At 66.0% G+C, this 22,789-nt stretch carries 19 protein-coding genes; 10 read left to right on the top strand and 9 right to left on the bottom strand.

What is annotated here, in order from left to right; translation table 11 throughout:
* Positions 1-18: 18 nt before the first annotated feature.
* Positions 19-1,692 carry an AMP-binding protein gene (locus KHO27_RS05325; RefSeq protein WP_214501312.1) on the bottom strand — a complete coding sequence of 558 codons (1,674 nt, stop codon included), beginning with the start codon at positions 1,690-1,692 and terminating at the stop codon, positions 19-21.
* Positions 1,693-2,003: 311 nt separating this feature from the next.
* Here KHO27_RS05325 and KHO27_RS05320 point away from each other — a divergent pair, with 311 nt between their 5' ends.
* From KHO27_RS05320 to KHO27_RS05305, 4 genes are read left to right on the top strand one after another with little or no spacing between them, the layout of a single operon-like run.
* Positions 2,004-3,167, top strand: a complete 1,164-nt coding sequence (locus KHO27_RS05320; protein WP_102684456.1) for an isovaleryl-CoA dehydrogenase — start codon at positions 2,004-2,006, stop codon at positions 3,165-3,167.
* Between the two features lie 19 nt (positions 3,168-3,186).
* Complete coding sequence (locus KHO27_RS05315) at positions 3,187-4,794, top strand: carboxyl transferase domain-containing protein (protein WP_110698639.1); 1,608 nt, start codon at positions 3,187-3,189, stop codon at positions 4,792-4,794.
* 3 nt (positions 4,795-4,797) lie between these two features.
* Positions 4,798-5,607 (top strand): gamma-carboxygeranoyl-CoA hydratase, encoded by an 810-nt coding sequence (locus KHO27_RS05310; protein WP_214501311.1) that lies wholly within the window; start codon positions 4,798-4,800, stop codon positions 5,605-5,607.
* Positions 5,604-7,559, top strand: coding sequence for an acetyl/propionyl/methylcrotonyl-CoA carboxylase subunit alpha (locus KHO27_RS05305; protein WP_214501310.1), 1,956 nt, complete (start codon positions 5,604-5,606; stop codon positions 7,557-7,559). Before KHO27_RS05310 ends, KHO27_RS05305 begins: the two co-directional genes overlap by 4 nt.
* A 133-nt stretch (positions 7,560-7,692) precedes the next feature.
* Here KHO27_RS05305 and KHO27_RS05300 read toward each other — a convergent pair whose 3' ends face one another.
* Positions 7,693-8,349: a LexA family protein gene (locus KHO27_RS05300; RefSeq protein ID WP_110699141.1), complete on the bottom strand. Its 657-nt coding sequence runs from the start codon at positions 8,347-8,349 to the stop codon at positions 7,693-7,695.
* A 129-nt stretch (positions 8,350-8,478) separates the two neighbouring features.
* Here KHO27_RS05300 and KHO27_RS05295 point away from each other — a divergent pair, with 129 nt between their 5' ends.
* The 3 genes from KHO27_RS05295 (at position 8,479) to KHO27_RS05285 (ending at position 10,992) form a co-directional block, all read left to right on the top strand.
* On the top strand, positions 8,479-8,793 hold the full coding sequence (locus tag KHO27_RS05295; protein ID WP_110698643.1) for a DUF6124 family protein: 315 nt from the start codon (positions 8,479-8,481) through the stop codon (positions 8,791-8,793).
* Positions 8,794-9,224: 431 nt separating this feature from the next.
* Positions 9,225-9,740, top strand: coding sequence for a DUF4880 domain-containing protein (locus KHO27_RS05290; protein ID WP_094010749.1), 516 nt, complete (start codon positions 9,225-9,227; stop codon positions 9,738-9,740).
* A 103-nt stretch (positions 9,741-9,843) separates the two neighbouring features.
* Positions 9,844-10,992: a M14 family metallopeptidase gene (locus tag KHO27_RS05285; RefSeq protein ID WP_111532994.1), complete on the top strand. Its 1,149-nt coding sequence runs from the start codon at positions 9,844-9,846 to the stop codon at positions 10,990-10,992.
* A 13-nt stretch (positions 10,993-11,005) separates the two neighbouring features.
* On the opposite strand, the gene KHO27_RS05280 is transcribed toward KHO27_RS05285, so the two are convergent.
* The 7 genes from KHO27_RS05280 to KHO27_RS05250 form a co-directional block, all read right to left on the bottom strand.
* Complete coding sequence (locus KHO27_RS05280) at positions 11,006-11,974, bottom strand: Csu type fimbrial protein (protein ID WP_046856300.1); 969 nt, start codon at positions 11,972-11,974, stop codon at positions 11,006-11,008.
* A complete protein-coding gene (locus tag KHO27_RS05275) occupies positions 11,971-14,304 on the bottom strand; it encodes a fimbria/pilus outer membrane usher protein (protein ID WP_181427695.1) in 2,334 nt (777 codons plus the stop codon). Before KHO27_RS05275 ends, KHO27_RS05280 begins: the two co-directional genes overlap by 4 nt.
* Before the next feature lie 68 nt (positions 14,305-14,372).
* Entirely contained in the window at positions 14,373-15,149 is a 777-nt protein-coding gene (locus KHO27_RS05270; protein WP_110698651.1) for a fimbrial biogenesis chaperone, read from the bottom strand.
* Positions 15,150-15,183: 34 nt separating this feature from the next.
* Entirely contained in the window at positions 15,184-15,687 is a 504-nt protein-coding gene (locus KHO27_RS05265) for a Csu type fimbrial protein (RefSeq protein ID WP_111532995.1), read from the bottom strand.
* 3 nt (positions 15,688-15,690) lie between these two features.
* Entirely contained in the window at positions 15,691-16,224 is a 534-nt protein-coding gene (locus tag KHO27_RS05260; protein ID WP_111532996.1) for a Csu type fimbrial protein, read from the bottom strand.
* 17 nt (positions 16,225-16,241) lie between these two features.
* Positions 16,242-16,775, bottom strand: a complete 534-nt coding sequence (locus KHO27_RS05255; RefSeq protein ID WP_110699145.1) for a Csu type fimbrial protein — start codon at positions 16,773-16,775, stop codon at positions 16,242-16,244.
* A gap of 24 nt (positions 16,776-16,799) precedes the next feature.
* Positions 16,800-17,327: a Csu type fimbrial protein gene (locus tag KHO27_RS05250; protein ID WP_139672163.1), complete on the bottom strand. Its 528-nt coding sequence runs from the start codon at positions 17,325-17,327 to the stop codon at positions 16,800-16,802.
* A gap of 301 nt (positions 17,328-17,628) precedes the next feature.
* On the opposite strand from KHO27_RS05250, the gene KHO27_RS05245 reads away from it, so the two are divergent.
* Genes KHO27_RS05245 through KHO27_RS05235 form a run of 3 tightly spaced genes read left to right on the top strand, consistent with a single transcriptional unit; the run spans position 17,629 to position 22,749 of the window.
* Positions 17,629-19,881: an ATP-binding protein gene (locus KHO27_RS05245; protein ID WP_502937591.1), complete on the top strand. Its 2,253-nt coding sequence runs from the start codon at positions 17,629-17,631 to the stop codon at positions 19,879-19,881.
* 11 nt (positions 19,882-19,892) lie between these two features.
* Positions 19,893-20,354: a response regulator gene (locus tag KHO27_RS05240; RefSeq protein ID WP_102684529.1), complete on the top strand. Its 462-nt coding sequence runs from the start codon at positions 19,893-19,895 to the stop codon at positions 20,352-20,354.
* 10 nt (positions 20,355-20,364) lie between these two features.
* On the top strand, positions 20,365-22,749 hold the full coding sequence (locus tag KHO27_RS05235; protein ID WP_110698662.1) for a hybrid sensor histidine kinase/response regulator: 2,385 nt from the start codon (positions 20,365-20,367) through the stop codon (positions 22,747-22,749).
* Positions 22,750-22,789: the final 40 nt, after the last annotated feature.

The raw sequence follows: 22,789 nt of genomic DNA, 5'->3' as shown, positions 1-22,789 counted from the left end.
GGGGAAGGCGCCCGATTATCATTGCCCCTCAATCTGCGCCACACTGATTTCCCGCAGCCTGAACTTCTGCACCTTGCCCGTCACCGTCATCGGGTATTCGTCAACAAAGCGGATATGCCGCGGCACTTTGAAATGTGCGATCCGTCCCTTGCACCAACCCTGTAGTTCCTCGACCGTGGTGTGGTGCCCGGGATGCAGCTTGATCCAGGCCACAATCTCCTCGCCATAGCGGCTGCACGGAATGCCGATCACCTGCGCATCAGCCACTGCCGGGTGGGTGTAGAAGAACTCCTCCAGCTCACGCGGGTAAATGTTCTCGCCGCCGCGAATGATCATGTCCTTGTTGCGCCCGACGATGCGCACGTAACCGGCTTCGTCCATCACCGCCAGGTCGCCGCTGTGCATCCAGCCGGCCGGGTCGATGGCGTCATGGGTGGCCTGCAGGTTGTCCCAATAACCAAGCATCACGCTGTAGCCGCGAGTGCACAGCTCGCCGATCTCACCCTGTGCGACGATGCGCCCGTCGGCGTCCACCAGCTTGGTCTCCAGGTGCGGCTGGGTACGGCCCACGGTGGTCACGCGCAGCTCCAGGCCATCGTCGGGACCGGTCTGCAGCGACACCGGGCTGGTCTCGGTCATGCCGTAGGCGATCTGCACCTCGGCCATGTGCAACTGGTCGATCACCTTGCGCATCACCTCGATCGGGCAGGTGGCACCGGCCATGATGCCGCTGCGCAGGCTGGAAAGGTCCATGGCCTGGCGTGACGGATGGTCGAGCATGGCGATGAACATGGTCGGCACGCCATACAGGATGCTGGCGCGCTCCTCGGCCACGGCGCGCAGGGTGAGCTCGGCGTCGAAGGCATCGTTGGGGTAGACCATGGTGCTGCCGTGGGTGATGCAGCCGAGGTTGGCCATGACCATGCCGAAGCAGTGGTACAGCGGCACCGGGATCACCATGCGGTCGCGCTCGCTCAGGCCCAGGCTCTGGCCGACCATGTAGCCGTTGTTGAGGATGTTGTAGTGGCTCAGGGTCGCGCCCTTGGGCGCGCCGGTGGTGCCGGAGGTGTACTGGATGTTCACCGGCTGGTCGAACTGCAGGCCCTGTTGCCGCGCCTGGTAGGACTCAACCTCGACCGCCCCTGCCCGCCCGGCCAGCGCGGCCCAGGGCAGGAAACCCGAGGGCGGCTCGGCGGCCAGGCTGATCACGCCACGCAGGTCGGGCAGGCGTTCGCTGGCCAGTTCGCCCAATGCGTGGGTCGCCAGCTCCGGCACCAGTTCCTGCACCATCGCGTGGTAGTCGGAAGTCTTGAAGGCATCGGCGCACACCAGCCAGCGGCAGCCGGACTGGCGCAGCACGTACTCCAGCTCGCCCACCCGGTAGGCCGGGTTGATGTTGACCAGGATCGCGCCGACCTTGGCCGTGGCCAGTTGCAGGATGCACCACTGGGCGCAGTTGGGCGCCCAGATGCCAACCCGCTCGCCCACCTCCACCCCCAGCGCCATCAAGGCCTGGGCCTGCACATCGACCTCGGCGGCGAGCGCGCGCCAGCTGTAGCGCAGCCCCTGGTGGCGCACCACCAGCGCCTCGCGCTCGCCGTGGCGGGCGACGGTGGCATCGAAGGCCTGGCCGATGGTCAGGGTCAGCAAGGGGTGGTCTTGACGGCCGCGGGTATAGCTTGGTTGAGGCATGGTGATCCCTTCTTGTGGTTGTTCTGGGCATGACTGAAGCAGGCGGCGAATACTCTGGCGCAGATTTACGTTTACGTAAAGGTGATGATCCGATTGACAGCCCCGGAAGGCAGGTTTACGTTAACGTCAACCACGCATCACGACGACCGGACGGGAGCGCGGTTGTGGGAGCGGGCTTGCCCCGCGATGAGGCCGGACCAGGCAACACAGCTGGCCGTTCTGACGGGCATCGCGGGGCAAGCCCGCTCCCACAACCCCGTTTCCGCAAGGTCGCCGTGGTACCCAAATTTCAAGAACAAGAAGGTGCCCACATGCATTACCCCAGCCTGAACTTCGCCCTGGGCGAGACCATCGACATGCTCCGCGACCAGGTGCGCACCTTCGTCGCCGCCGAGCTGGCGCCGCGCGCCGCGCAGATCGACCACGACAACCTGTTCCCCGCCGACATGTGGCGCAAGTTCGGCGACATGGGCCTGCTGGGCATCACCGTGCCCGAAGAATACGGCGGCGCCGGCCTGGGCTACCTGGCCCACGTGGTGTCGATGGAAGAGATCAGCCGGGGCTCGGCGTCAGTGGCCCTGTCCTACGGCGCCCACTCCAACCTGTGCGTCAACCAGATCAACCGCAACGGCAGCCACGAGCAGAAGCTCAAGTACCTGCCCAAGCTGATCAGCGGCGAGCACATCGGCGCCCTGGCCATGAGCGAGCCCAACGCCGGCTCCGACGTGGTGTCGATGAAACTGCGCGCCGAAAAACGCGGCGACCGCTACGTGCTCAACGGCAGCAAGACCTGGATCACCAACGGCCCCGACGCCAACACCTACGTGATCTACGCCAAGACCGACCTGGACAAGGGCCCCCACGGCATCACCGCGTTCATCGTCGAGCGCGACTGGAAAGGCTTCAGCCGCAGCAACAAGTTCGACAAGCTCGGCATGCGCGGCTCCAACACCTGCGAGCTGTTCTTCGACGGCGTCGAAGTGCCGGAAGAAAACATCCTCGGCCAGCTCAACGGCGGCGTGCGCGTGCTGATGAGCGGCCTGGACTACGAGCGCGTGGTGCTGTCCGGCGGCCCGACCGGCATCATGCAGAGCTGCATGGACCTGGTGGTGCCGTACATCCACGACCGCAAGCAGTTCGGCCAGAGCATCGGCGAGTTCCAGCTGATCCAGGGCAAGATCGCCGACATGTACACCCAGCTCAACGCCAGCCGCGCCTACCTGTACGCCGTGGCCCAGGCCTGCGACCGCGCCGAGACCACCCGCAAGGACGCCGCCGGGGTCATCCTCTACACCGCCGAACGCGCCACGCAGATGGCCCTGGAAGCGATCCAGATCCTCGGCGGCAACGGCTACATCAATGAATTCCCGGCTGGCCGCCTGTTGCGCGACGCCAAGCTGTACGAGATTGGCGCCGGCACCAGCGAAATCCGCCGGATGCTGATCGGCCGCGAACTGTTCAACGAAACCCGCTGAGCACAAGGAACGGGCGCACATGGCTACCCTGCATACCCAGATCAACCCGCGCTCGGCGGAGTTCGCCGCCAACAGCGCGGCCATGCTCGAACAGGTCCAGGCCCTGCGCGGCCTGCTCGCCCAGGTCAGTCAGGGCGGCGGGCCGAAGGCCCAGGAGCGGCATACCTCGCGGGGCAAGCTGCTGCCTCGCGAGCGCATCGACCGCCTGCTCGACCCAGGCTCGGCGTTCCTCGAGATCGGCCAGCTGGCCGCCCATGAGGTGTACGGCGAAGACGTGCCGGCTGCGGGCGTGATCGCCGGCATCGGCCGCGTCGAAGGCGTGGAGTGCATGATCGTGGCCAACGACGCCACGGTCAAAGGCGGCTCCTACTACCCGCTGACGGTGAAGAAGCACCTGCGCGCCCAGACCATCGCCCTGCAGAACCGCCTGCCATGCATCTACCTGGTGGACTCCGGCGGCGCCAACCTGCCACGCCAGGACGAGGTGTTCCCCGACCGCGAGCACTTCGGGCGGATCTTCTTCAACCAGGCCAACATGAGCGCCCTGGGGATACCGCAGATCGCCGTGGTGATGGGCTCGTGCACCGCCGGTGGCGCCTACGTGCCAGCCATGGCCGACGAAGCGATCATGGTGCGCCAGCAGGCGACCATCTTCCTCGCCGGCCCCCCTTTGGTAAAAGCCGCGACCGGCGAGGTAGTCAGTGCCGAGGACCTCGGCGGCGCCGACGTGCACTGCCGCACCAGCGGCGTGGCCGACCACTATGCCGACAACGACGAGCACGCCCTGGCCATCGCCCGGCGCAGCGTCGCCAACCTCAACTGGCACAAGCAGGGCAAGCTGCAATGCCAGGCGCCGATTGCACCGTTGTATGGCGCAGAAGAGCTATACGGCGTGGTTCCGGCCGACGCCAAGCAGCCGTTCGATGTGCGCGAGGTGATTGCGCGGCTGGTCGATGGTTCGGTGTTCGATGAATTCAAGGCGCTGTTCGGCACCACCCTGGTGTGCGGCTTCGCCCACCTGCACGGCTACCCGGTGGCGATCCTGGCCAACAACGGCATCCTCTTCGCCGAGGCCGCGCAAAAAGGCGCGCACTTCATCGAACTGGCCTGCCAGCGCGGCATCCCGCTGCTGTTCCTGCAGAACATCACCGGTTTCATGGTCGGGAAAAAATACGAGGAAGGCGGCATCGCCAAGCACGGCGCCAAGCTGGTGACGGCAGTGGCCTGCGCCCAGGTACCGAAGTTCACGGTGATCATCGGCGGCAGCTTCGGCGCCGGCAACTACGGCATGTGCGGCCGCGCCTACGACCCGCGCTTCCTGTGGATGTGGCCCAACGCACGCATCGGCGTGATGGGCGCCGAACAGGCGGCCGGCGTGCTGGCCCAGGTCAAGCGCGAGCAGAGCGAGCGCAGCGGCGAGGTGTTCAGCGCCGATGACGAGAAGAAGCTCAAGCAGCCGATCCTCGACCAGTATGAGCGCCAGGGCCACCCCTACTACTCAAGCGCCCGACTGTGGGACGACGGTGTCATCGACCCGGCGCAGACCCGCGACGTGCTCGGCCTGGCGCTGTCCGCCGCGCTGAACGCCCCGATCGAACAGAGCCGCTTCGGCATATTCCGGATGTGACCCATGAGCGAATTCGCCACCCTTGAACTGGTCAAGGACCCTCGCGGTTTCGCCACCCTGTGGCTGAGCCGGGAAGACAAGAACAACGCCTTCAACGCGCAGATGATCCGCGAACTGATCGTCGCCCTCGACCAGCTGGGCGAGGATAGCGGCCTGCGCTTCGTGGTGCTGCGCGGCCGTGGCCGGCACTTCAGCGCCGGCGCCGACCTGGCATGGATGCAGCAGTCGGCGCAACTAGACTTCAACACCAACCTGGACGACGCCCATGAGCTGGGCGAGCTGATGTACGCCCTGCACCGGCTCAAGGCGCCGACCCTGGCCGTGGTACAAGGCGCGGCCTTCGGCGGCGCGCTGGGGCTGATCAGTTGCTGCGACATAGCCATCGGCGCCGAGGACGCCCAACTGTGCCTGTCGGAGGTGCGCATCGGCCTGGCTCCGGCGGTGATCAGCCCGTTCGTGGTCAAGGCCATCGGCGAGCGCGCCGCCCGCCGCTACGCCCTCACCGCCGAGCGCTTCAGCGGCGTGCGCGCCCGCGACCTGGGCCTGCTGGCCGAGGTGTACCCGGCCGCCGAACTGGACGCCCAGGTCGAGGCCTGGGTCGACAACCTGCTGCAGAACAGCCCGCAGGCGCTGCGCGCCACCAAGGACCTGCTGCGCGAAGTGGATGACGGTGAGCTGAGCCCGGCCCTGCGCCGCTACTGCGAGAACACCATCGCCCGCATCCGCGTCAGCGCCGAAGGCCAGGAGGGCCTGCGCGCCTTCCTGGAAAAACGCCGCCCTGCCTGGCAAGACAACAAGGAACCGCGCCCATGAGCCGACCCACGCTGACCACCCTGCTGGTCGCCAACCGCGGCGAAATCGCCTGCCGGGTGATGCGCACCGCCAAGGCCATGGGCCTGACCACCGTGGCCGTGCACAGCGCCACCGACCGCGACGCGCGGCACAGCCGCGAGGCCGACATCCGTGTCGACCTCGGTGGCAGCAAGGCCGCCGACAGCTACCTGGTGATCGACAAGCTGCTCGCCGCCGCCAAGGCCAGCGGCGCCCAAGCCATCCACCCAGGCTATGGCTTCCTCTCGGAGAACGCCGGTTTTGCCCGCGCCATCGAACAGGCCGGGCTGATCTTCCTTGGCCCACCGGCCAGCGCCATCGATGCGATGGGCAGCAAGTCGGCGGCCAAGGCGCTGATGGAGGCCGCCGGCGTGCCGCTGGTGCCGGGCTACCACGGCCAGGCCCAAGACCTGGAGACCTTCCGCGCCGCCGCCGAGCGCATCGGCTACCCGGTGCTGCTCAAGGCCAGCGCCGGGGGCGGCGGCAAGGGCATGAAGGTGGTCGAGGAGGAAAGCCAGCTGGCCGACGCCCTGGCCTCGGCGCAACGTGAAGCGCAGTCTTCGTTCGGCGATGCGCGCATGTTGGTCGAGAAGTACGTGCTCAAGCCGCGCCACGTGGAGATCCAGGTGTTCGCCGACCAGCACGGCCACTGCCTGTACCTCAACGAGCGCGACTGCTCGATCCAGCGTCGCCACCAGAAGGTGGTCGAGGAAGCCCCGGCACCGGGCCTCTCCCCCGAGCTGCGCAAGGCCATGGGCGAGGCCGCGGTGCGCGCTGCCCAGGCCATCGGCTACGTGGGGGCCGGCACTGTCGAGTTCCTGCTCGATGCCCGTGGCGAGTTCTTCTTCATGGAAATGAACACCCGCCTGCAGGTGGAGCATCCGGTCACAGAGGCCATCACCGGGCTCGACCTGGTGGCCTGGCAGATCCGCGTGGCCTGCGGCGAGCCGCTGCCTTTGACTCAAGAGCAGGTGCCGCTGATCGGCCACGCCATCGAGGTACGGCTATACGCAGAGGATCCGGCCAACGAATTCCTCCCGGCCACCGGCACCCTGGCGCTGTACCGCGAGTCGGCGCCGGGCGAAGGCCGCCGGGTGGACAGCGGCGTCAGCGAGGGCGATGTGGTATCGCCGTTCTACGACCCGATGTTGGGCAAGCTGATCGCCTGGGGCCAGGACCGCGAACAGGCGCGCCTGCGACTGCTGGCGATGCTCGATGAGTTCGCCATTGGCGGGCTGAAAACCAACATTGCCTTCCTGCGCCGCATCCTGGCGCACCCAGCGTTTGCCGAGGCGGAGCTGGACACCGGGTTCATCCCGCGCCATCAGGATGTGCTGCTGCCTGCGCCTCAGACTTTGCCGGCCCATTTCTGGGAAGCTGCCGCCGAGGCGTGGCTGCAAAGCGAGCCTGCACTAAAGCGCCAGGACGACCGCGCTTCACCGTGGGCGGCCCGCGATGGCCTGCGCCTGGGATTGCCGGCGCGCAGCAGCCTGCATTTGCAGTGTGAAGGGCATGAACAGGCGGTGGCACTGGAGCGCAGCGCGCCTTCGACTTATCGCCTGGAGGGGGAGCAGCTGTGTCATGACCAGGATGGTCTGCGCCATCGCCACCTGGCGGTGCGCCGGGGTGGCACGCTGTACCTGCAGTGGCAGGGCGAGTTGCATGCCGTCAGTGCCCATGATCCGATCGCTGCGGCCGAGGCCAGCCACAGCCACCAGGGCGGGCTGGGGGCGCCGATGAACGGCAGTATCGTGCGGGTGCTGGTGGAGCCGGGGCAGGTGGTAGAGGCCGGTACTGCGCTGGTGGTGCTTGAGGCGATGAAGATGGAGCACAGCATCCGGGCGCCCCATGATGGGACGGTGAAGGCGCTGTTCTGTCAGGAGGGGGATATGGTCAGCGAGGGGACAGTGTTGGTCGAGCTGGAGGAGGCGTAACGGCGGCAATGTGTTCGTCGAAAGGGTTGTTTCGCCTCTGAGATCGAGCGCCGCGCGGGCGGCGCTCGATCTAGAGAGCGCTGCAAGACCCCCGCCTGGCACCTCGCAGCCCCAACACGGTCTGTGCGCGAACCTAGAGCACCCCGTGCATCCGCACCACAACACCAAGGAACTCGCACCCCTCCTCGCACAGCACCGTCGGATACAAGGTATTGAGCGGCCTGAGCATCCGCTGCCCGCCCTCCTCGATCAACTCACGCAGCACTGCCGGCTTACCGGGCTGCCGAGCCACAACCAGCCTGCCCGGCGTCACCTCGATCCCTGCATCCACCAGCACCCGCATGCCCATCGGCACGCTCCTGCCGCTGGCAGCATTCATCGAATCATTCTCGACCGGCAACCAGAACGCATTGCCCGCAGGCATGTAGTCGGTCAACTCGTGGATTTCACAGGATTGCGGCAAAGGCCCGTCCAGGTCGGACCAGCTCAGCACTGGAAAGCGGAAACTGGCATGGCGCAAGGCATTGACCGAAAGCGGTCGTTCCACGGCATAGACACCCCTGGTCTCGCGGACCGTGGCGTCACGCTCGACCACCATCACCCGCGCTTCGAGATACACCAGCCCGAGCTTCTCCAGCTTCTCGTTGACTGTCACCAGGGTGGGCCTGCGCGTGCCACGCAGCCAATGGCCGACACCGCCTTGGGTCATGCCCAGGCGTTCGGCCAATTGGTGCTGCTTGAGGTTGTGCTCGCGCTGGTAGCGCGACAGAAATTCGATCCAGTTTTCCATGGCTGTGAACGATACGGACTGGATGAACGGCATCAATACACATTCTGAATTATCTCAGAACTCAAAAATAATACAATTTGACCTAACATCAGTGCTCATTGTCCTCGAAGGGATTTCACAGGAGCAGTCATGAGTAATTCGACAAAAGAAGAAACAGATCTCGACGAAGAAGCAGCCCGCCGCGCCCTCGATTTCTACCTCAACCCCACCCCCACGCCCCGCGACCTGGAGCGTTCGCTGTGGACCCTGCGCGAAGGCGTCAGCGACGCCCAGGCCAGCGAGCACGCCATGGCCCTGCTGCGCTGCGCCTCGGCCACGGCACAGGAAACCGGCAACCATCTGCAGGGCACGACACGGGAAGTGGTGTTTGCGCTGATGCACATGATCAACATGGCCCGCGCTCTGCTTGAGCAGTGCCACGCCACGGAAAAGGCATCGATCTGAAGGGAGAACGTGATAGCCGACGAACGGCAAAAGCCCCGATTGCCGGGGACGAGGAGTGCGTCAGGAATATTTTTTTAGCCGATCGCTGAAAAATCATTTGACTGGCAAATGATAACGATTATTATTGCACTCAGCAGGTCGCGAGACCCGCTGGATAACCTGCAACGTCCTCAGGTCGGACGCTCAGATTATCTCCTCATCAGGCTAATCACGGTTTTTGACCCGGCTTTTTGCCGGGTCATTTTTTTTGGCTCTTCAGGCTAATGAAGATCGTTTAATGGCCGCGATGATAGCAAAAGTGTGTCAGCACGTGAATGCTCATTACAAATCTTTGCGGAATCAGCACTTGAGAATCAATCTCGTTTAACCTAAGCTGGCTCCGCATCAAGGAAGATGCCCCCACCCCTTTCCTTATGAGCAAGGAGCTGTCCATGACCCGCCTGCTGCTGCCTCTCGAGCACGACCCGCGCCCTGCCGAACTGCACGCTGAAGACGCGCTGCTGCATGCACTCAAGCGCCTGCCGCGCCGGGTCCAGCAAGTCTTCCTGCTCAACCGCCTCGACCAGCAGGGCTTCGCCGCCATCGCCGAGCGCCTGGACCTGCCACTGATCAGCATCGAGCGCCACATGAACCAGGCCCTGCAGACCGCCCGCGCCCCCGGCGACGCGCTGGCCAGCATCGCCGGCCAATGGTACGTGCGCCTGCAAAGCCCGCAGGTGACCGCCAGCGAACGCATCGACTTCCGCCGCTGGCTGGATGCCGACCCCGACCACCTGCGCGCCTTCCACGAAACCGAACTGCGCTGGCGCAGCTTGCTCGCCCCGGCACGGCAATTGGGCCATGACGGCTGGTACCGGCAAGGGCGCGCGGCGCTGTCGCTGGGCGGCTGTTCGATTGCCGTCGGGCTTGGTGTTGCTGCGCTTGTGGCGCTGGGGCTGCTGACCTGATTCGCAGGGGCGGACTCATCCACGACTGCGTCAATTAACCTGCGCACCCGCACCACCAGGCGGTGTAGAGTACGGTCACAACAACGCCAACAGGAGGCTGGCAATGACCGTGACGCTCTCCCCGCTGCACATCGACTGCGATTTCGACTCCGGCAACATCCTGGTCCTGGACGCCAGCAACCCTGCGCACGTCCACCTGAACATCCGCAAGGACAGCCACAGCGACCACTTCCAGTGGTTCCATTTCAAGGCTAGCGGCCTGACTCCGGGCCAGGTCCATCGCTTCAGCCTGGACAACGCCCACCAGTCCTCCTACAAGAACGCCTGGACCGGCTACCACGCCGTGGCCTCCTACGACCAGCAGACCTGGTTCCGCGTGCCCAGCCAGTTCGACGGCAAGGCCCTGAGCTTCGACTTCAAGGCCGAACAGCCACAAGCCTGGTTCGCCTACTTCGAGCCCTACCCCCGCGTCCGCCACAACCAGCTGATCGAGCGCGCCAAGCAGATCCCCGGCGTCGAGCTGCTGGCCAGCGGGCGCAGCGTGCAAGGTCGGGATATCCCGCTGCTGCGCGCAGGCAACGGCGCGGCCGGCAAGCGCAAGCTGTGGCTCATCGCCCAGCAGCACCCGGGCGAGCACATGGCCGAGTGGTTCATGGAAGGTGTGATCGACGCCCTCGAAGCCAACGCCCCGGTCATCCAGCAACTGCTGGCCGAGGCCGACCTGTACCTGATCCCCAACATGAACCCGGATGGCGCCTTCCTCGGCCACCTGCGCACCAACTTCAAGGGCAAGGACCTCAACCGCGCCTGGCAGGACGCCAGCGTCGAGTTGAGCCCCGAGGTGTTCTTCGCCCAGAGCCAGATGAAGCTGCATGGCGTGGACGCGTTCATCGATGCCCATGGCGACGAGGAGATCCCCCATGTGTTCACCGCGGCCTGCGAGGGCAACCCCGGCTATACGCCACGCATCGCCAAGCTGGAAGAGCAGTTCCGCAGTACCCTGTGCAGCCTGACCCCGGACTTCCAGACGAAGTACGGCTATACCCGCGACGAGCCGGGCCAAGCCAACATGACCCTGGCCTGCAATGCCGTGGGCCAGGCTCACGACTGCCTGTCACTGACCCTGGAGATGCCGTTCAAGGACCACGACGATGCGCCGAACCCGCGCACCGGCTGGTCGGGTGAGCGCTCCAAGGCGCTGGCCGGAGCGGTGCTTGAGACGTTGCTGAAGATGGTTGGCGATCTGCGCTGAGCAACGCCAGCACTCAAAACTGCACATCCAGAATCACGCTGTCGGTATAGGTCGCCGCCGGCGGCGTGGCCTGGTCGGTGTACACCTTGGCGTTGTAGTTGAACACCTGGCTGCCCGTGCCGGTCCCCGCCCCGGGGTTCACCTCGGCATCGCTGCTCGAACGCCGCGCCGCGCCCACCGAGCCCCAGCGCACCACGCCTGCGCTCTTGAAGATGTCGTAGGCCAGGTAGTTGTTGGCACTGGATTTCATCCGCCGCCGTCCGCCCGAGACGTTCTGCCCGTCGTCCAACCCGACCGTGTAGTTGCTGCCCTTGGTGCACGACACGCTCAGGCTCTGGTTCACCGTGCCGAACCCGGCCACCACCGGTGCGCTGGCGAAGCTGATGTTGGGCGTGGTGATCTGGCAGTCGTTGCTTACCGTCAGGCTGACGTTCAGGGTCTTGCTGCCACTGCCGATATCGCGCCCCAGGCAGATATTGCCGATGCCAATGCCCGAGCAGTAGTTCCAGCTCCAGGCAACGGTCAGCGTCTCCTGGTACAGGCCCGCGGCGACATTGCTGCCGATCTGTGTACGCAGATAAATCGGTACCGCCTTGGGCGTCGGACCATTGAGCAGGCCCAGCAAGTCGATGATGCCATTGCGGGCAAAGTCGAAGGCAACGCCCCGGGTGATCGGGTAGTTGACACTGTTGTCGGCATACAGGGTGTAGTTGATGACATCGCCGGTCGGGCCCACCAGGCCACCGGAGGCGGGCGTGATGGTTGCGTAGAAGTGGTCATTGCTGGACAGCAGGCTGAGCAGCGAGCCGGTGCACTGCAAGCCGGAATTGGTGGTCGAGGCAGTCTGCACGGTGGTACGTACCAGCGTCGAGTTGACGGTGCCGAACGCCGCTGGCGTGGTGGCCACCGACGAACACAGTGCCCAGGCCGGGCATGGCGCCAGCAACAGGCCAAACAGCAGGCCGTGTCGTCGAACATTCACTGGCACACCAGCGGACCAATCAACGGGATCGGCCCCTCCCCTTCAGGCAGGTCGAACGCCACCTGGCACTGCCCGCCATCGGCCTTGTCCACCTGCAGGCGGTTGTGCGGCGCCAGGTTCTCCAGGTAGACCAGCCCATCCCAGCCCACCACCGCCTCGCCGCCGCTTTCCCGGTGGCGTACCCGGCTGCCCAGCTTGAGCTCCCGCTGATTGCCGTCGACCAGCACCAGGCTTGCCGCCAGGACACGCTTGAGCGGGAACTCCAACAGGTAGCCGCTGCCACGGCGCACGGCCACGCGCTGCTCCACCTGCGGCGCCAGCACATCGGCGGGCAGGTCCATGGGGTCGATCTCGTATTTGCCGCGGTAATAGCCGCTGCTGTAGGGCACCAACAAATGGCCGTTGCGATCGGTGCGGCCGATCTGCTGGTTCTCGTAGCGCACCGGCACGTCGGCGTAGCCGCTGGTACTGACCACCACAAAGGCGTCGTCGATGCGGTTGGCGGCGAACAGCCCCGCATCCATCAGCACCAGCGAACCGCTGGCGTCGGCCCAGCGGGTCATCTCGCCGCTACTGCCGTAGGCGCCCACCTGCAACTGCACCGATTGCAGGCGCCAGGTCAGGTCGGCCTGGCGGTAGTCGTCACGATTACCGCCGGTGGCGTAGCCCAGGTTGTAGCCCACCCCGCCGCCCACCGGCACCGCCTGGCTGTAGTTGACCCGCTGCAGGTCCTGGCCGTCCTTGCTGCGCTCGGCGCTGAAGGCCAGGGTGCCGCGCAGGTCGAAGGGGATCACCAGTTGCGCCTGCACCGCCCACTGGCTGTCACCAACCTCGCGGTTGGCAGACAGGTACAGGCTGCTGTTGCGCCACAGCGGCTTGCTCCAGCTAAGGTTGATCAGCCGCGTGCGCGTGCCGTCACCGGCGCGCACATCGAAGTAACCGGCACCGAGGCTGCCGTAGCTGTCCAGGTTGAGGCTCAGGGTCGCCTGCTCACTGCGCTGGCTCAGACGCGTGTAGGGGCTGTCGACCCGCGACAGGTCGGCGTAGTCGCCATGACGCTGCACACGCTGGTAGTTGAAGCCGATCCGCCGGCTGTTGTACTGGTAGCCCAGCGCCAGCTGCTGGCCTGTATCGCCTTCAAAGCGGCTCTGGGTCACTGCCGCATTGAGCACGCCGAAGGTGCCCAGGCGCAGGTTGCCGCCCAGGCCGCCGAGCATCAGCGACTCGGCGCTCTCGGCATGGGTTTCCACGGTGAAGTAGTCGGATACACCGTGGCGCAGGGTCGCCGAGGCCACACCCGGACCATAGGCGAAATCGCGCACGGCGTAGTCGCGGCGCAGGCTGCCGGCGGCCACCGAGAAGTCCGACAGGCCCTTGGCCAGCAGGCTGCTGGTGACATAGAACGGCAAGGTGGTCGACACCTGCCGGCCCAGGGCATCGGTGGTGACCACCACTGCTTCGCCGGCGCCGTTGATGAACGGCACGTTGGTCAGGGTATAGGGGCCAGGCTGCAACTCGGTACTGCTGCTCTTGTAGCCGTTGATGAACAGGTCCAGCGAGGTCGGCACAGCGGCTTCGCCGGCAAAGGCCGGCAGCGGATAGGTGACCAGGTCGGGACGGGCGCCGAAGTCGCGGGACAGTTGCAGGCCGCCCACGCGCACCGAGGTGGTCCACGGCAGCGCGCCGGTCACCAGGTCGCCTGCCTCATAGGTGAGCAGGCGCTGCTCGTCGGTGTAGCGGAAGGTGGTGTCGTAGCGCAGGAAGCCCTGGCGGCCCTGGGCCAGGGCGCCATTGAACGACTGACGCCATTGCCCGGTGGTGGAAAAGGTGCCCCAGTCGTCGAACAGGCGCAGCTCGTTCCAGGCGGCCAGGTAGCTGCCGCCCTCATCGGTGTCGTTGAGGTAGGCGTCGTAGTTGAGCAAGGCGCCGAAGCTGCTGCGCGCGTCGCTGGCCGGGTACAGGTTGCGCTCACCGACCTGCTGGTCGGGTAGCCAGGCCGGCGGCACCTGCAGCAGCAGGCGCTGGTTCTGGCTGTCGTAGTCGCTGTGCAGGCCGGAGATGTCGTCCAGGGCCACCTCGCCTTGAGGCTCGCCCGGCAGCCTGACGCCCGCCTCGCGCAGCACCTCGCTGGCCAGGTACAGGCGCCCGGCGCGCTGCTGCACCGGCACCAGCTCAGCCTTGGCCACCTGGTTCACCAGCAGGTCGAGGTACAGCGTGGCGTCGGCGATGGCGGCATGCTCCGAGGGCGGCGGCGGCAGCTCGTCGGCCACGCCCAGGCCGGGCCCCAGCACCGCCAGGCCCAGCCACAACCGGTGCGTTGTCACCCGCACCCAGCTCACACACGATTTCCAACCATTGCCGGGTCCTCCCTGGCCCCTGTGATCCGTTCAAGCGCGGCTCATTGCCCCTGTTTGATGGCCTGTGCCACCTCCTGGCCGTTGACTCGCCCTTTCAGCACGCTGGCGGCGCCCGGCGTGGCCGGTGCCGGCCAGCGCATGCTGGCGCCGGGCAACACATAACCGAGCAGCCCTTCGACCAATGGCCTGTCCTGACCGGCTTGCTGCAGCACCACGTCGGTCAGCCGCGCATGCACAGGCCCCGTGTTGCGCAGCTCGACATAGGGTTTGCCCTGCACTGTCACCGCGCGCCAGCTCAACTGCGGCTTGCCCACGCCTTCGGCGCTGCGCTTGCCCGCTGGGTCGGGTTTGCCCCACAGCCCCTCGCCGTAGACGAACAGCGGCACCGAGTAGCGCATCTGCAAACGGATCGCTGCCTTCGGCCCTTCACTGGCGGCATCGGTCGGCAGCGGCGACGGGATCTCATCGATGATGATGCGGTACGCCTGTTCCTGACCTGCGGGCGAACCGCCGGTGCGGGTCAGGCGGATCAGTTGTTTCTGCCCCGGCGCAATGTTGGCCACCGGCGGGCTGCCGATGATCTCGCGCTGGGCCTGGAACTGCTCCTGGTACTCGCCCTGGCGCCAGGCGAACACCCGCACCTGCAGGCTGGTCGGCGCCGAGCCACGGTTTTCCAGCCACAGCGCGCCGGCCTTCTGGTCGGCCTCCAGCACTGGGTCGATCGGCCAGATCAGCACCGAGGTGGCCGCGAAGGCCGGTGCGCTGGCCAACAGCAGCACCCCGATGATTCCTCGCGCCCATTTCGCGCCTGCCCCCATGCCCCTCTCCTTTTCTGTTATCCGCGGTGGCCTTTCACCAGGTCACCGTCACTTGCACGACATCGGTGTAGGTCCCCGCCGGCAAGGTGCCGGTCAGGGTGGTACGGCCATAGACCGGCAGCTTGATCGCGGTCGGGTCGCTGTAGCTCACCGCCACGCTGCTGCCGATGCCCAGGCTCTGGCTGAAACCGGCGTCGCGGTAAAGCTGGTAGGCCAGCAATTGCGTACCGCCCGAACGCTTGAGGTTGCGCGTGCCGCTGGCGCTGTTCTGGCCACCGTCCAGGCTCATGCTCAGGGCCACGCCGGGGGTGCACTGGAACGTCACCGTGCTGCCGCCGAGCGAGGTGCTCAGGGTGGCCGTGGACAGTGCCGAGCTGGTGCCGTAGTCGAGCACGCCATAGGCGGTCACGCCGCCCACAACCAGGCAGCCCGCGACGATCTGCGCCGTCACCTGGAAGGTGCTGGTGGTGACCGCGTGGGCGCCCGGGGTCAACGTCAGGCACACGCCGACCGCCAGCAGCCGCGCAGTGCCTGGCATGGCTCAGAAACTCAGCTCGACCGCCACCGTGTCGGTGTACACCCCGGCCGGCAGGCCGGCTTTACCCCGGGCCTGGCCATACAGGTTGACGGTCTGCGCCACGCCGGTACTGGTCGGCAGGGTAATGGTGCCGTCGATCGCCAGCAGCTGGGTGTGCCCGGCGTCGGTGTAGAAGTCGTAGGGCACGAAATTGCCCGCGCCATCGGCCAAGGCCCGGGTCCCGCCGGCGGACTGCGAGTCATGGGCGCCGGCACGGACCTTGATCGTCGGCACCGTGCCTGCCGAGCAGAGAATACTCATGGCCCCGCCTCCGCCGCCGAGCACCTGGCCATTGGCGGTGGTGAACAGTGAATCCTGGGTACCAAAGTTGAGGCTGCCGAAATTCAGCCCGGAGGTGCCGCCGCTGCCGTTGACCTGACAGGCGGCGGTCAGGGTCAGGGTCGAGCTGATGGTGCCGGTCACGGTGGCGGCCTGGGCCTGGGCCGCCAGGGCGAGGCCAAGGCCGGCGAGCATGCAGCGGGTGAGGTGCTTGGGCATCGGAATCTCCTTGCGTGTTACCAGTCCAGGGTCACCCTGAGGGTGTCGCGATACAGCCCGGCGGGCAGCGCGCGCGGTTGCGCGACCACTACGCCGTAGATGGGCACGGGCACTTGCTGGGTACTGCTGATAGTGAAGGTACGGGCCTGGCCGATGCCGTAGCGGCTGTTGCCGCCCGGGTCGATGGCCAGTTGGTAGGGAATGAGCTCGCGGCCATTGCTCAGGCGGCGCACGCCGTCGCTGCCGTTCTGGCCACCGTTGATGCGCACGCTGAAAGCGCGCACCTGGGGCGAACAGCTGATCTGCAGGCTACCCTCGCCGCCGGCCTCGTCGACCCGGCTGGTCAAAGGCTGGTCCCAGGTCGGCCCCCGCGCACCGAAGTCCATCAACCCCGGGTTGCCCAGGGTGGCCGGTTGCGGGTCGCTGCTGATCTGGCAGGCGGCGCTGATCACCAGGCGCGCCTGGATGAAGCCGGTGGTGGTGCCGTTGGCCGCGCCAGTGGGCAACAGCAGCGGGCCGAGGGTCAGCAGCAGGATCGATCCACGGTGCAACACTTCCATGAGCATGAAGCCTCCCTACCAGGTGACCGTGACTTTGAGCAGGTCGGTATACAGGCCGGCGCGGGGTACCCAGGCCAGCTTGTCGATCCGTGCGTAGAGGGGAAGCTGCGCCGAACCGCTGTCCGGCACCCGCGCCGATTGCGCAGCGTCCACCGCCAACGGCTGGCGCCAGGCGGCGTCGCGGTAGAGACGATAGGGAATCGGCCGGGCCTGGACATCGCGGCTCGCCAGGTAGCGCAGTTCGCCGATGCCGCCGTGCTGGCCGCCATCGACACGTACCTGGTACGGGGTATCGGGGTTGCACTCCAACCGCGGCGGGCGCTGGGCCAGCAGAGCGCCACTCAACGGCGCACCAGGGCCATCCAAGCGCGCCGCGCTGCCCAAGTCGATGCGCCCCAGCGCCTGCGGGCCGGCATCGCGCTGCTGGTTGACCAGCATGCACCCGCGCTGTACGCGCACCTGCACTTCAACGAGAAAATCCGCTGCCATGGCGTTGCCACTCAACCACAGGCCCAACAGCATGGCCACAAAGCGCTCCGTCACCTGACAATCCTTCCTGTATAGGTTGAACTTGAGCGTAGCAGCGCGATTGGATCCGGGCCGGGCAAGCCCTACCCCTCTTTGGCATTAATGAAAATGGCGGGGCTGGGGCTGTGCAGTCCATTGCGGACCTGACAAACGTGACACGATTGAATTTTCTCGCCTGGTAACGAAACCCCAGCGCCTGGCGCCTTTCAAAACAACCAGATCCCGGCAAAGCGGCCGGCATTCTGATACCGTTCACCAACAACATCCTGTGCAATACGCATGCGCCATGCGTGGACGGACCCTACAGGAGAGTCCCGTGACGACCGAACCGACCTCGCTCGAGCAGGCCATCGAGCGCTGTGCCCAGGAACCGATCCAGGTTCCGGGCAGTATTCAGCCACAGGGTTTCCTGTTGGTGCTGGACGAGACCGACCTGCGTATTCTCCAGGCCAGCGAGAATACCGAGCGTTGGCTGGGCGTACCTGCCCGCGCGCTGGCGGGCCAAGCCTTCGCCGAGCTGGTCAGCACCAGCTTCGACCTGCGCACCCGCCTGGCCAACCTGCCCGACGACGAAATCTTCCCGTTTCACATCGGCGATACACACCTGCACCATGGTGCGCCCTGGCAAGCGCCGCTGCGGGTGCTGGCACACCGTCACGACCAGGTGCTGATCCTCGAACTGGAACCCCGCCGCAGTGCTGCGCAGGGTGGCGAAAAGGACAACTACTACCCGCTGGTCCGCGCCTTCGTCAGCACCCTGCACCAGGTCAGCAGCATCGACGAGTTGCTGCTGCAATCAGTACGCCAGATCAAACGCATCACCGGCTTCGGCCGGGTCAAGGCCTACCGCTTCGACAGCGAGGGCACCGGCACGGTCCTGGCCGAGGATGCCGACCCCGGCTACCCGAGCTACCTGGGGCTGTGCTTCCCGGCTGCGGACATCCCGCGCCAGGCCCGCGAGCTGTACCGGATCAACCGCATCCGGGTGATCGAGGACGCCAACTACCAACCCTCGCCCCTGGTGCCGGCCAGCAATCCGCGTACCGGCAAGGCCCTGGACATGAGCTTCGCCTCGCTGCGCAGTGTGTCGCCGGTGCACCTGCAGTACATGCGCAACATGGGCACACTGGCGTCGATGTCGTTGTCCATCGTGGTCGATGACCAGCTATGGGGCCTGGTGTCCTGCCACCATGACCAGCCAAGGCCGGTGGATTTCCAGACCCGCACCGCCTGCGAACTGCTGGCCAATGTGCTGTCGTTGCAGATCGAGGCCATCGAGTCCCACGACAGCACACGCCAGCTGCTCGACTTGCGCCAGCGCATCGTGCGCATGCTCGGCTCGATGGCCGACCATGACAGTGTCAGCGATGGCCTGCTCGCCCAACCCGAGGTGATGCTGCAGTTCGCCGGAGCCTCGGGGGCGGCGATCATCAGCGCCGAGCGCTGCGACCTGATCGGCGCCACCCCGCCAGCGTCGCTGGTCAATGCCCTGGCGCACTGGCTGGCGCGGCGTGACGGCCAGGCGGTGTTCCACACCGACAACGTACAGCGTGACATCGATGAACTGCCTGAATTGGCCCGACATGCCGCCGGGGTGCTGGCAGTCGCGATCTCGCAGATTCATTCGCACTATCTTGTATGGTTCCGGCCCGAGCAGGCCCATACGGTGAACTGGGCGGGCCGACCGGAGAAGTCTGTCGGTCCGCAGGGCAATCTCAACCCACGGCACAGCTTCGAGCGTTGGCAACAGGAAATACGCGGCTTCAGCGCGCCTTGGCACCCGCTGATCATCGAAGGCGTGATGGAGTTGCGCGGCGCGGTGCTCGGCATCGTCTTGCGCAAGGCCGAGGAACTGGCACAGCTGGCCGGCGAACTGAAGCGCTCGAACAAGGAACTTGAAGCGTTTTCCTACAGCGTGTCCCACGACCTGCGTGCTCCGCTGCGACACATCGCCGGCTACAGTGAGCTGCTCGGCGAAATAGAGGGAGAGCAGCTCTCCGAACGCGGCAAGCGCTTCCTCAGCCATATCGAGGATGCCGCGCAATTCGCCGGTACCCTGGTGGACAACCTGCTCAACTTCTCGCAGATGGGCCGTTCGGCGCTGCGCCTGTCCGACGTCGACCTCAATACCCTGGCCGACACCATCCGCTCGGAGCTGGCGCCGGACTACGCGGGGCGTGACATCGTCTGGGAAATCGCCGACCTGCCCAAGGTGATCGCCGACCCGGCCTTCATCAACATGGTCCTGCACAACCTGATCGCCAATGCCATCAAGTACACCCGCGGCCGCGCCCCCGCGCGCATCGAGATCGGCTCGGTGCGTCACCGGCACGAACTCGAGTTCTATGTGCGCGACAATGGCGTGGGCTTCGACATGGCCTATGTCGACAAGCTGTTCGGCGTGTTCCAGCGCCTGCACCGTATGGAAGAGTTCGAAGGCACCGGGATCGGCCTGGCCAGCGTGCGCCGCATCATCGAGCGCCACGATGGCCGGGTGTGGGCCGAGGGCCGAGTCAACCAGGGCGCCAGCTTCCACTTCACCCTGCCACTAAACCCAAAGTCTGCCTGAGGCCGGACATCATGCTCAAACCTATCCTGCTGGTCGAAGACAACCCCAGAGACCTCGAACTGACCCTGCTCGCCCTTGAGCGCAGCCAGCTGGCCAACGAGGTGGTCGTCGTGCGCGACGGCGCCGATGCGCTGGACTACCTGCTGCGGCGCAACGCCTTTGCCGGACGCGACGGCGGCAATCCGGCGGTGATGCTGCTGGACCTGAAGCTGCCCAAGGTCGATGGCCTGGAAGTCCTCAAGGTGGTGCGCGAAACCGCCGAGTTGCGCAGCATCCCCATCGTCATGCTGACGTCCTCGCGCGAGGGGCCGGACCTGAGCCGGGCCTATGAGCTCGGGGTCAATGCCTATGTGGTCAAGCCTGTGGAGTTCAAGGAGTTCGTCACCGCCATCTCCGACCTGGGCATGTTCTGGGCGGTGCTCAACGAACCACCACCCGGTTCGCTGCGCCTGAACCGTCGCGGCAGCAACTGAGGCGGACACGATGCAGCTTACTCCACTGAAACTGCTGATGGTCGAAGACAGCGCCATGGATGCCGAGCTGATCCTGATGCGCCTTGAACGCAGCGGGTTTCAGGTGCAATCACGGCTGGTATTCGACCATGTCGGTGCCGAGCATGCCCTGGGCGAGTCTTCCTACGACCTGATCCTGTGCGATTGCGTGCTGCCGAGCTCCTCCGGCGCCGACGTGCTGGCCATCGCCCAACGCCTGGCGCCTCAGATACCGTTCATCTTCCTCTCCGGCATCTACGGCGAAGAACACGCGGTGGAGATGATCCGCCTCGGCGCCACCGACTACGTCCTGAAGAAGAACCTGCCGCTGCTGCCCAAGGCCGTGCGCCGGGCGCTGACCGAAGTGCAGGAACGCCAACGCCGACGCCGCGCTGAAGAGGCCCTGGCCGAGGCGGAGGCGCGCGCCCGCATCGCCATCGATGCCGCCGGCATGGGCACTTGGGACTACCGCCCGCAGGACGGACAGCTGGTCTGGGACGACCGCTGCAAGATGCTGTTCGGCCTGCCCAGCGACACTCGAATGACGATCGAGGTCTTCTACGCTGGCATCCACCCCGACGACCAATCCCGTGTGCGCAACGCCGTCGAGCAGGCCATGCGCCCTGACAGCGATGGCCATTACCGGGCCGAGTTCCGTATCGCTCAACCCGGCGCACTGGAGCCGCGCTGGCTGCTCTCCACCGGCCAGACCCAACTCATCGACGGCCTGTGCGTGCGCTTTTCCGGGGTGCTGCAGGACATCCACCAGCAGCGCCAGGCCACCCGGGCGCTGGAGCAGCTCAACGAGATGCTCGGCGAGCGGGTCGAGCGCCGCACCCGCGAGCGCGACCGTGCCTGGGAACTGTCCCAGGACCTGCTGGCGGTACTCAACAAGGACCTGACCCCGGTAGCCCTCAACCCGGCCTGGGAAGCCGCGCTGGGCTTTCCCCGTGAGCGGTTGGCGCAGATTTCGCTGCTGCAGCTGCTACCGGAAGCCGACCAGGAAACCTTCCTCACCGAGCTGGCCGCGCTCTCTCAGGGACGCACCAGCGCCCGCTTCGTCGGCCGCATCCGGCATGCCGAAGGCCAGCAGCGCTGGCTGTCGTGGGTGGTGGTGCCGGACGACAACCTGCTGCATGTGGTCGCCCGCGACATCTCCAGCGAACGCGAAGCGGTGCTGGACCTGGCCGAGGCCAACGAGCGCCTGCGCGAACAGATCGCCGAGCGCGAACGCATCGAGGCCGCGCTGCAGCAGATGCAGCGCCTGGAAGCGGTCGGCCAGCTCACGGCCGGCGTGGCGCACGATTTCAACAACCTGCTGACGGTGATCCTCACCGGTGCCAGCTTCCTGCAGAACGACTTGGACAAAGGCCTGCTGGACAAGGCACACAAGCGCCTGCAGCACATTCGTGAGGCGGGCGAGCGCGGGGCCAAGCTGACCTCCCAGTTGCTGGCGTTTTCGCGCAAGCAACGGTTGGAGCCGGTGCCGCTGAACCTCAACCGCACATTGGCAGGGCTGGAAGAACTGCTGCGCCGCACCCTGGGTGGCAGCGTCGCAGTGCGCCTGGAGCTCGATGCTGGGCTATGGCAAGCCCTGACCGACCCGACCCAGACCGAAATGATCATCCTCAACCTGGCGATCAACGCCCGCGACGCCATGCCCGAGGGCGGCCAACTCACCCTGGCCACGCGCAACACCCGGGTCAATACCCGTCCACAACGCCCGGAGGACCCGGAACCCGGTGAGTACGTGGTGCTGAGTATCCGCGACAGCGGCTGCGGCATGAGCGAGGAAGTACTGGCCAAAGCCTTCGAACCGTTCTTCACCACCAAGGATATCGGCAAGGGCTCGGGCCTGGGGCTGGCGCAGGTGTTCGGCTTCGCCAAACAGATCGGCGGTGGCGTGCGCATCGATACAACGCCAGGCCGCGGCACCCTGGTCAGTGTCTACCTGCCAGCGGTAAAGGCCCGTGCCGATTCACTCACTACAGGCGAGGACGATGTGCGCCCGCATTTCGCCCAAGGGGCCGAGCGTCACATCTTGCTGGTGGACGACGACCATCTGGTGCGCGAAATGATTGGCGACCTGCTGCAGCGCCAGGGCTACGAGGTACACCAGGCACACAATGGTACCCAGGCCATGGCCCTGCTCGATGAACGCATAGACCTGCTGCTTACCGACTTCGCCATGCCAGAGTTCAATGGTGCCCAACTGGCCCTGGCGGCCCGCGAGCGCTTTCCGCGCCTGCCCGTGGTGTTCCTCACCGGCTATGCCCAGCTGCAAGGGCTGGAGCTACAGGGGTGCCAGGTGGTGCAGAAACCGGTGCACGAACACATCCTCGCCCAGGTGCTGGCCGAGTCGCTGGAAAACAGGTAGGCAGAAACGAAAAAATCGCCAAAAGGCGATTGGGAAGAGG

The organism is Pseudomonas sp. RC3H12, assembly GCF_018596375.1.
In the GTDB taxonomy this organism is placed as follows: Bacteria; Pseudomonadota; Gammaproteobacteria; order Pseudomonadales; family Pseudomonadaceae; genus Aquipseudomonas.
Note: the sequence above shows the minus strand (reverse complement) of the source record. Positions and strands in the feature narration are given on the sequence as shown.

What these genes read in the sequence shown, in the direction of transcription:
- KHO27_RS05325 (WP_214501312.1), bottom strand. Translation starts at nt 1,692, where the DNA reads ATGCCTCAACCAAGCTATACCCGCGGCCGTCAAGACCACCCCTTGCTG.
- KHO27_RS05320 (WP_102684456.1), top strand. Translation starts at nt 2,004, where the DNA reads ATGCATTACCCCAGCCTGAACTTCGCCCTGGGCGAGACCATCGACATG.
- KHO27_RS05315 (WP_110698639.1), top strand. Translation starts at nt 3,187, where the DNA reads ATGGCTACCCTGCATACCCAGATCAACCCGCGCTCGGCGGAGTTCGCC.
- KHO27_RS05310 (WP_214501311.1), top strand. Translation starts at nt 4,798, where the DNA reads ATGAGCGAATTCGCCACCCTTGAACTGGTCAAGGACCCTCGCGGTTTC.
- KHO27_RS05305 (WP_214501310.1), top strand. Translation starts at nt 5,604, where the DNA reads ATGAGCCGACCCACGCTGACCACCCTGCTGGTCGCCAACCGCGGCGAA.
- KHO27_RS05300 (WP_110699141.1), bottom strand. Translation starts at nt 8,349, where the DNA reads ATGGAAAACTGGATCGAATTTCTGTCGCGCTACCAGCGCGAGCACAAC.
- KHO27_RS05295 (WP_110698643.1), top strand. Translation starts at nt 8,479, where the DNA reads ATGAGTAATTCGACAAAAGAAGAAACAGATCTCGACGAAGAAGCAGCC.
- KHO27_RS05290 (WP_094010749.1), top strand. Translation starts at nt 9,225, where the DNA reads ATGACCCGCCTGCTGCTGCCTCTCGAGCACGACCCGCGCCCTGCCGAA.
- KHO27_RS05285 (WP_111532994.1), top strand. Translation starts at nt 9,844, where the DNA reads ATGACCGTGACGCTCTCCCCGCTGCACATCGACTGCGATTTCGACTCC.
- KHO27_RS05270 (WP_110698651.1), bottom strand. Translation starts at nt 15,149, where the DNA reads ATGGGGGCAGGCGCGAAATGGGCGCGAGGAATCATCGGGGTGCTGCTG.
- KHO27_RS05265 (WP_111532995.1), bottom strand. Translation starts at nt 15,687, where the DNA reads ATGCCAGGCACTGCGCGGCTGCTGGCGGTCGGCGTGTGCCTGACGTTG.
- KHO27_RS05260 (WP_111532996.1), bottom strand. Translation starts at nt 16,224, where the DNA reads ATGCCCAAGCACCTCACCCGCTGCATGCTCGCCGGCCTTGGCCTCGCC.
- KHO27_RS05240 (WP_102684529.1), top strand. Translation starts at nt 19,893, where the DNA reads ATGCTCAAACCTATCCTGCTGGTCGAAGACAACCCCAGAGACCTCGAA.
- KHO27_RS05235 (WP_110698662.1), top strand. Translation starts at nt 20,365, where the DNA reads ATGCAGCTTACTCCACTGAAACTGCTGATGGTCGAAGACAGCGCCATG.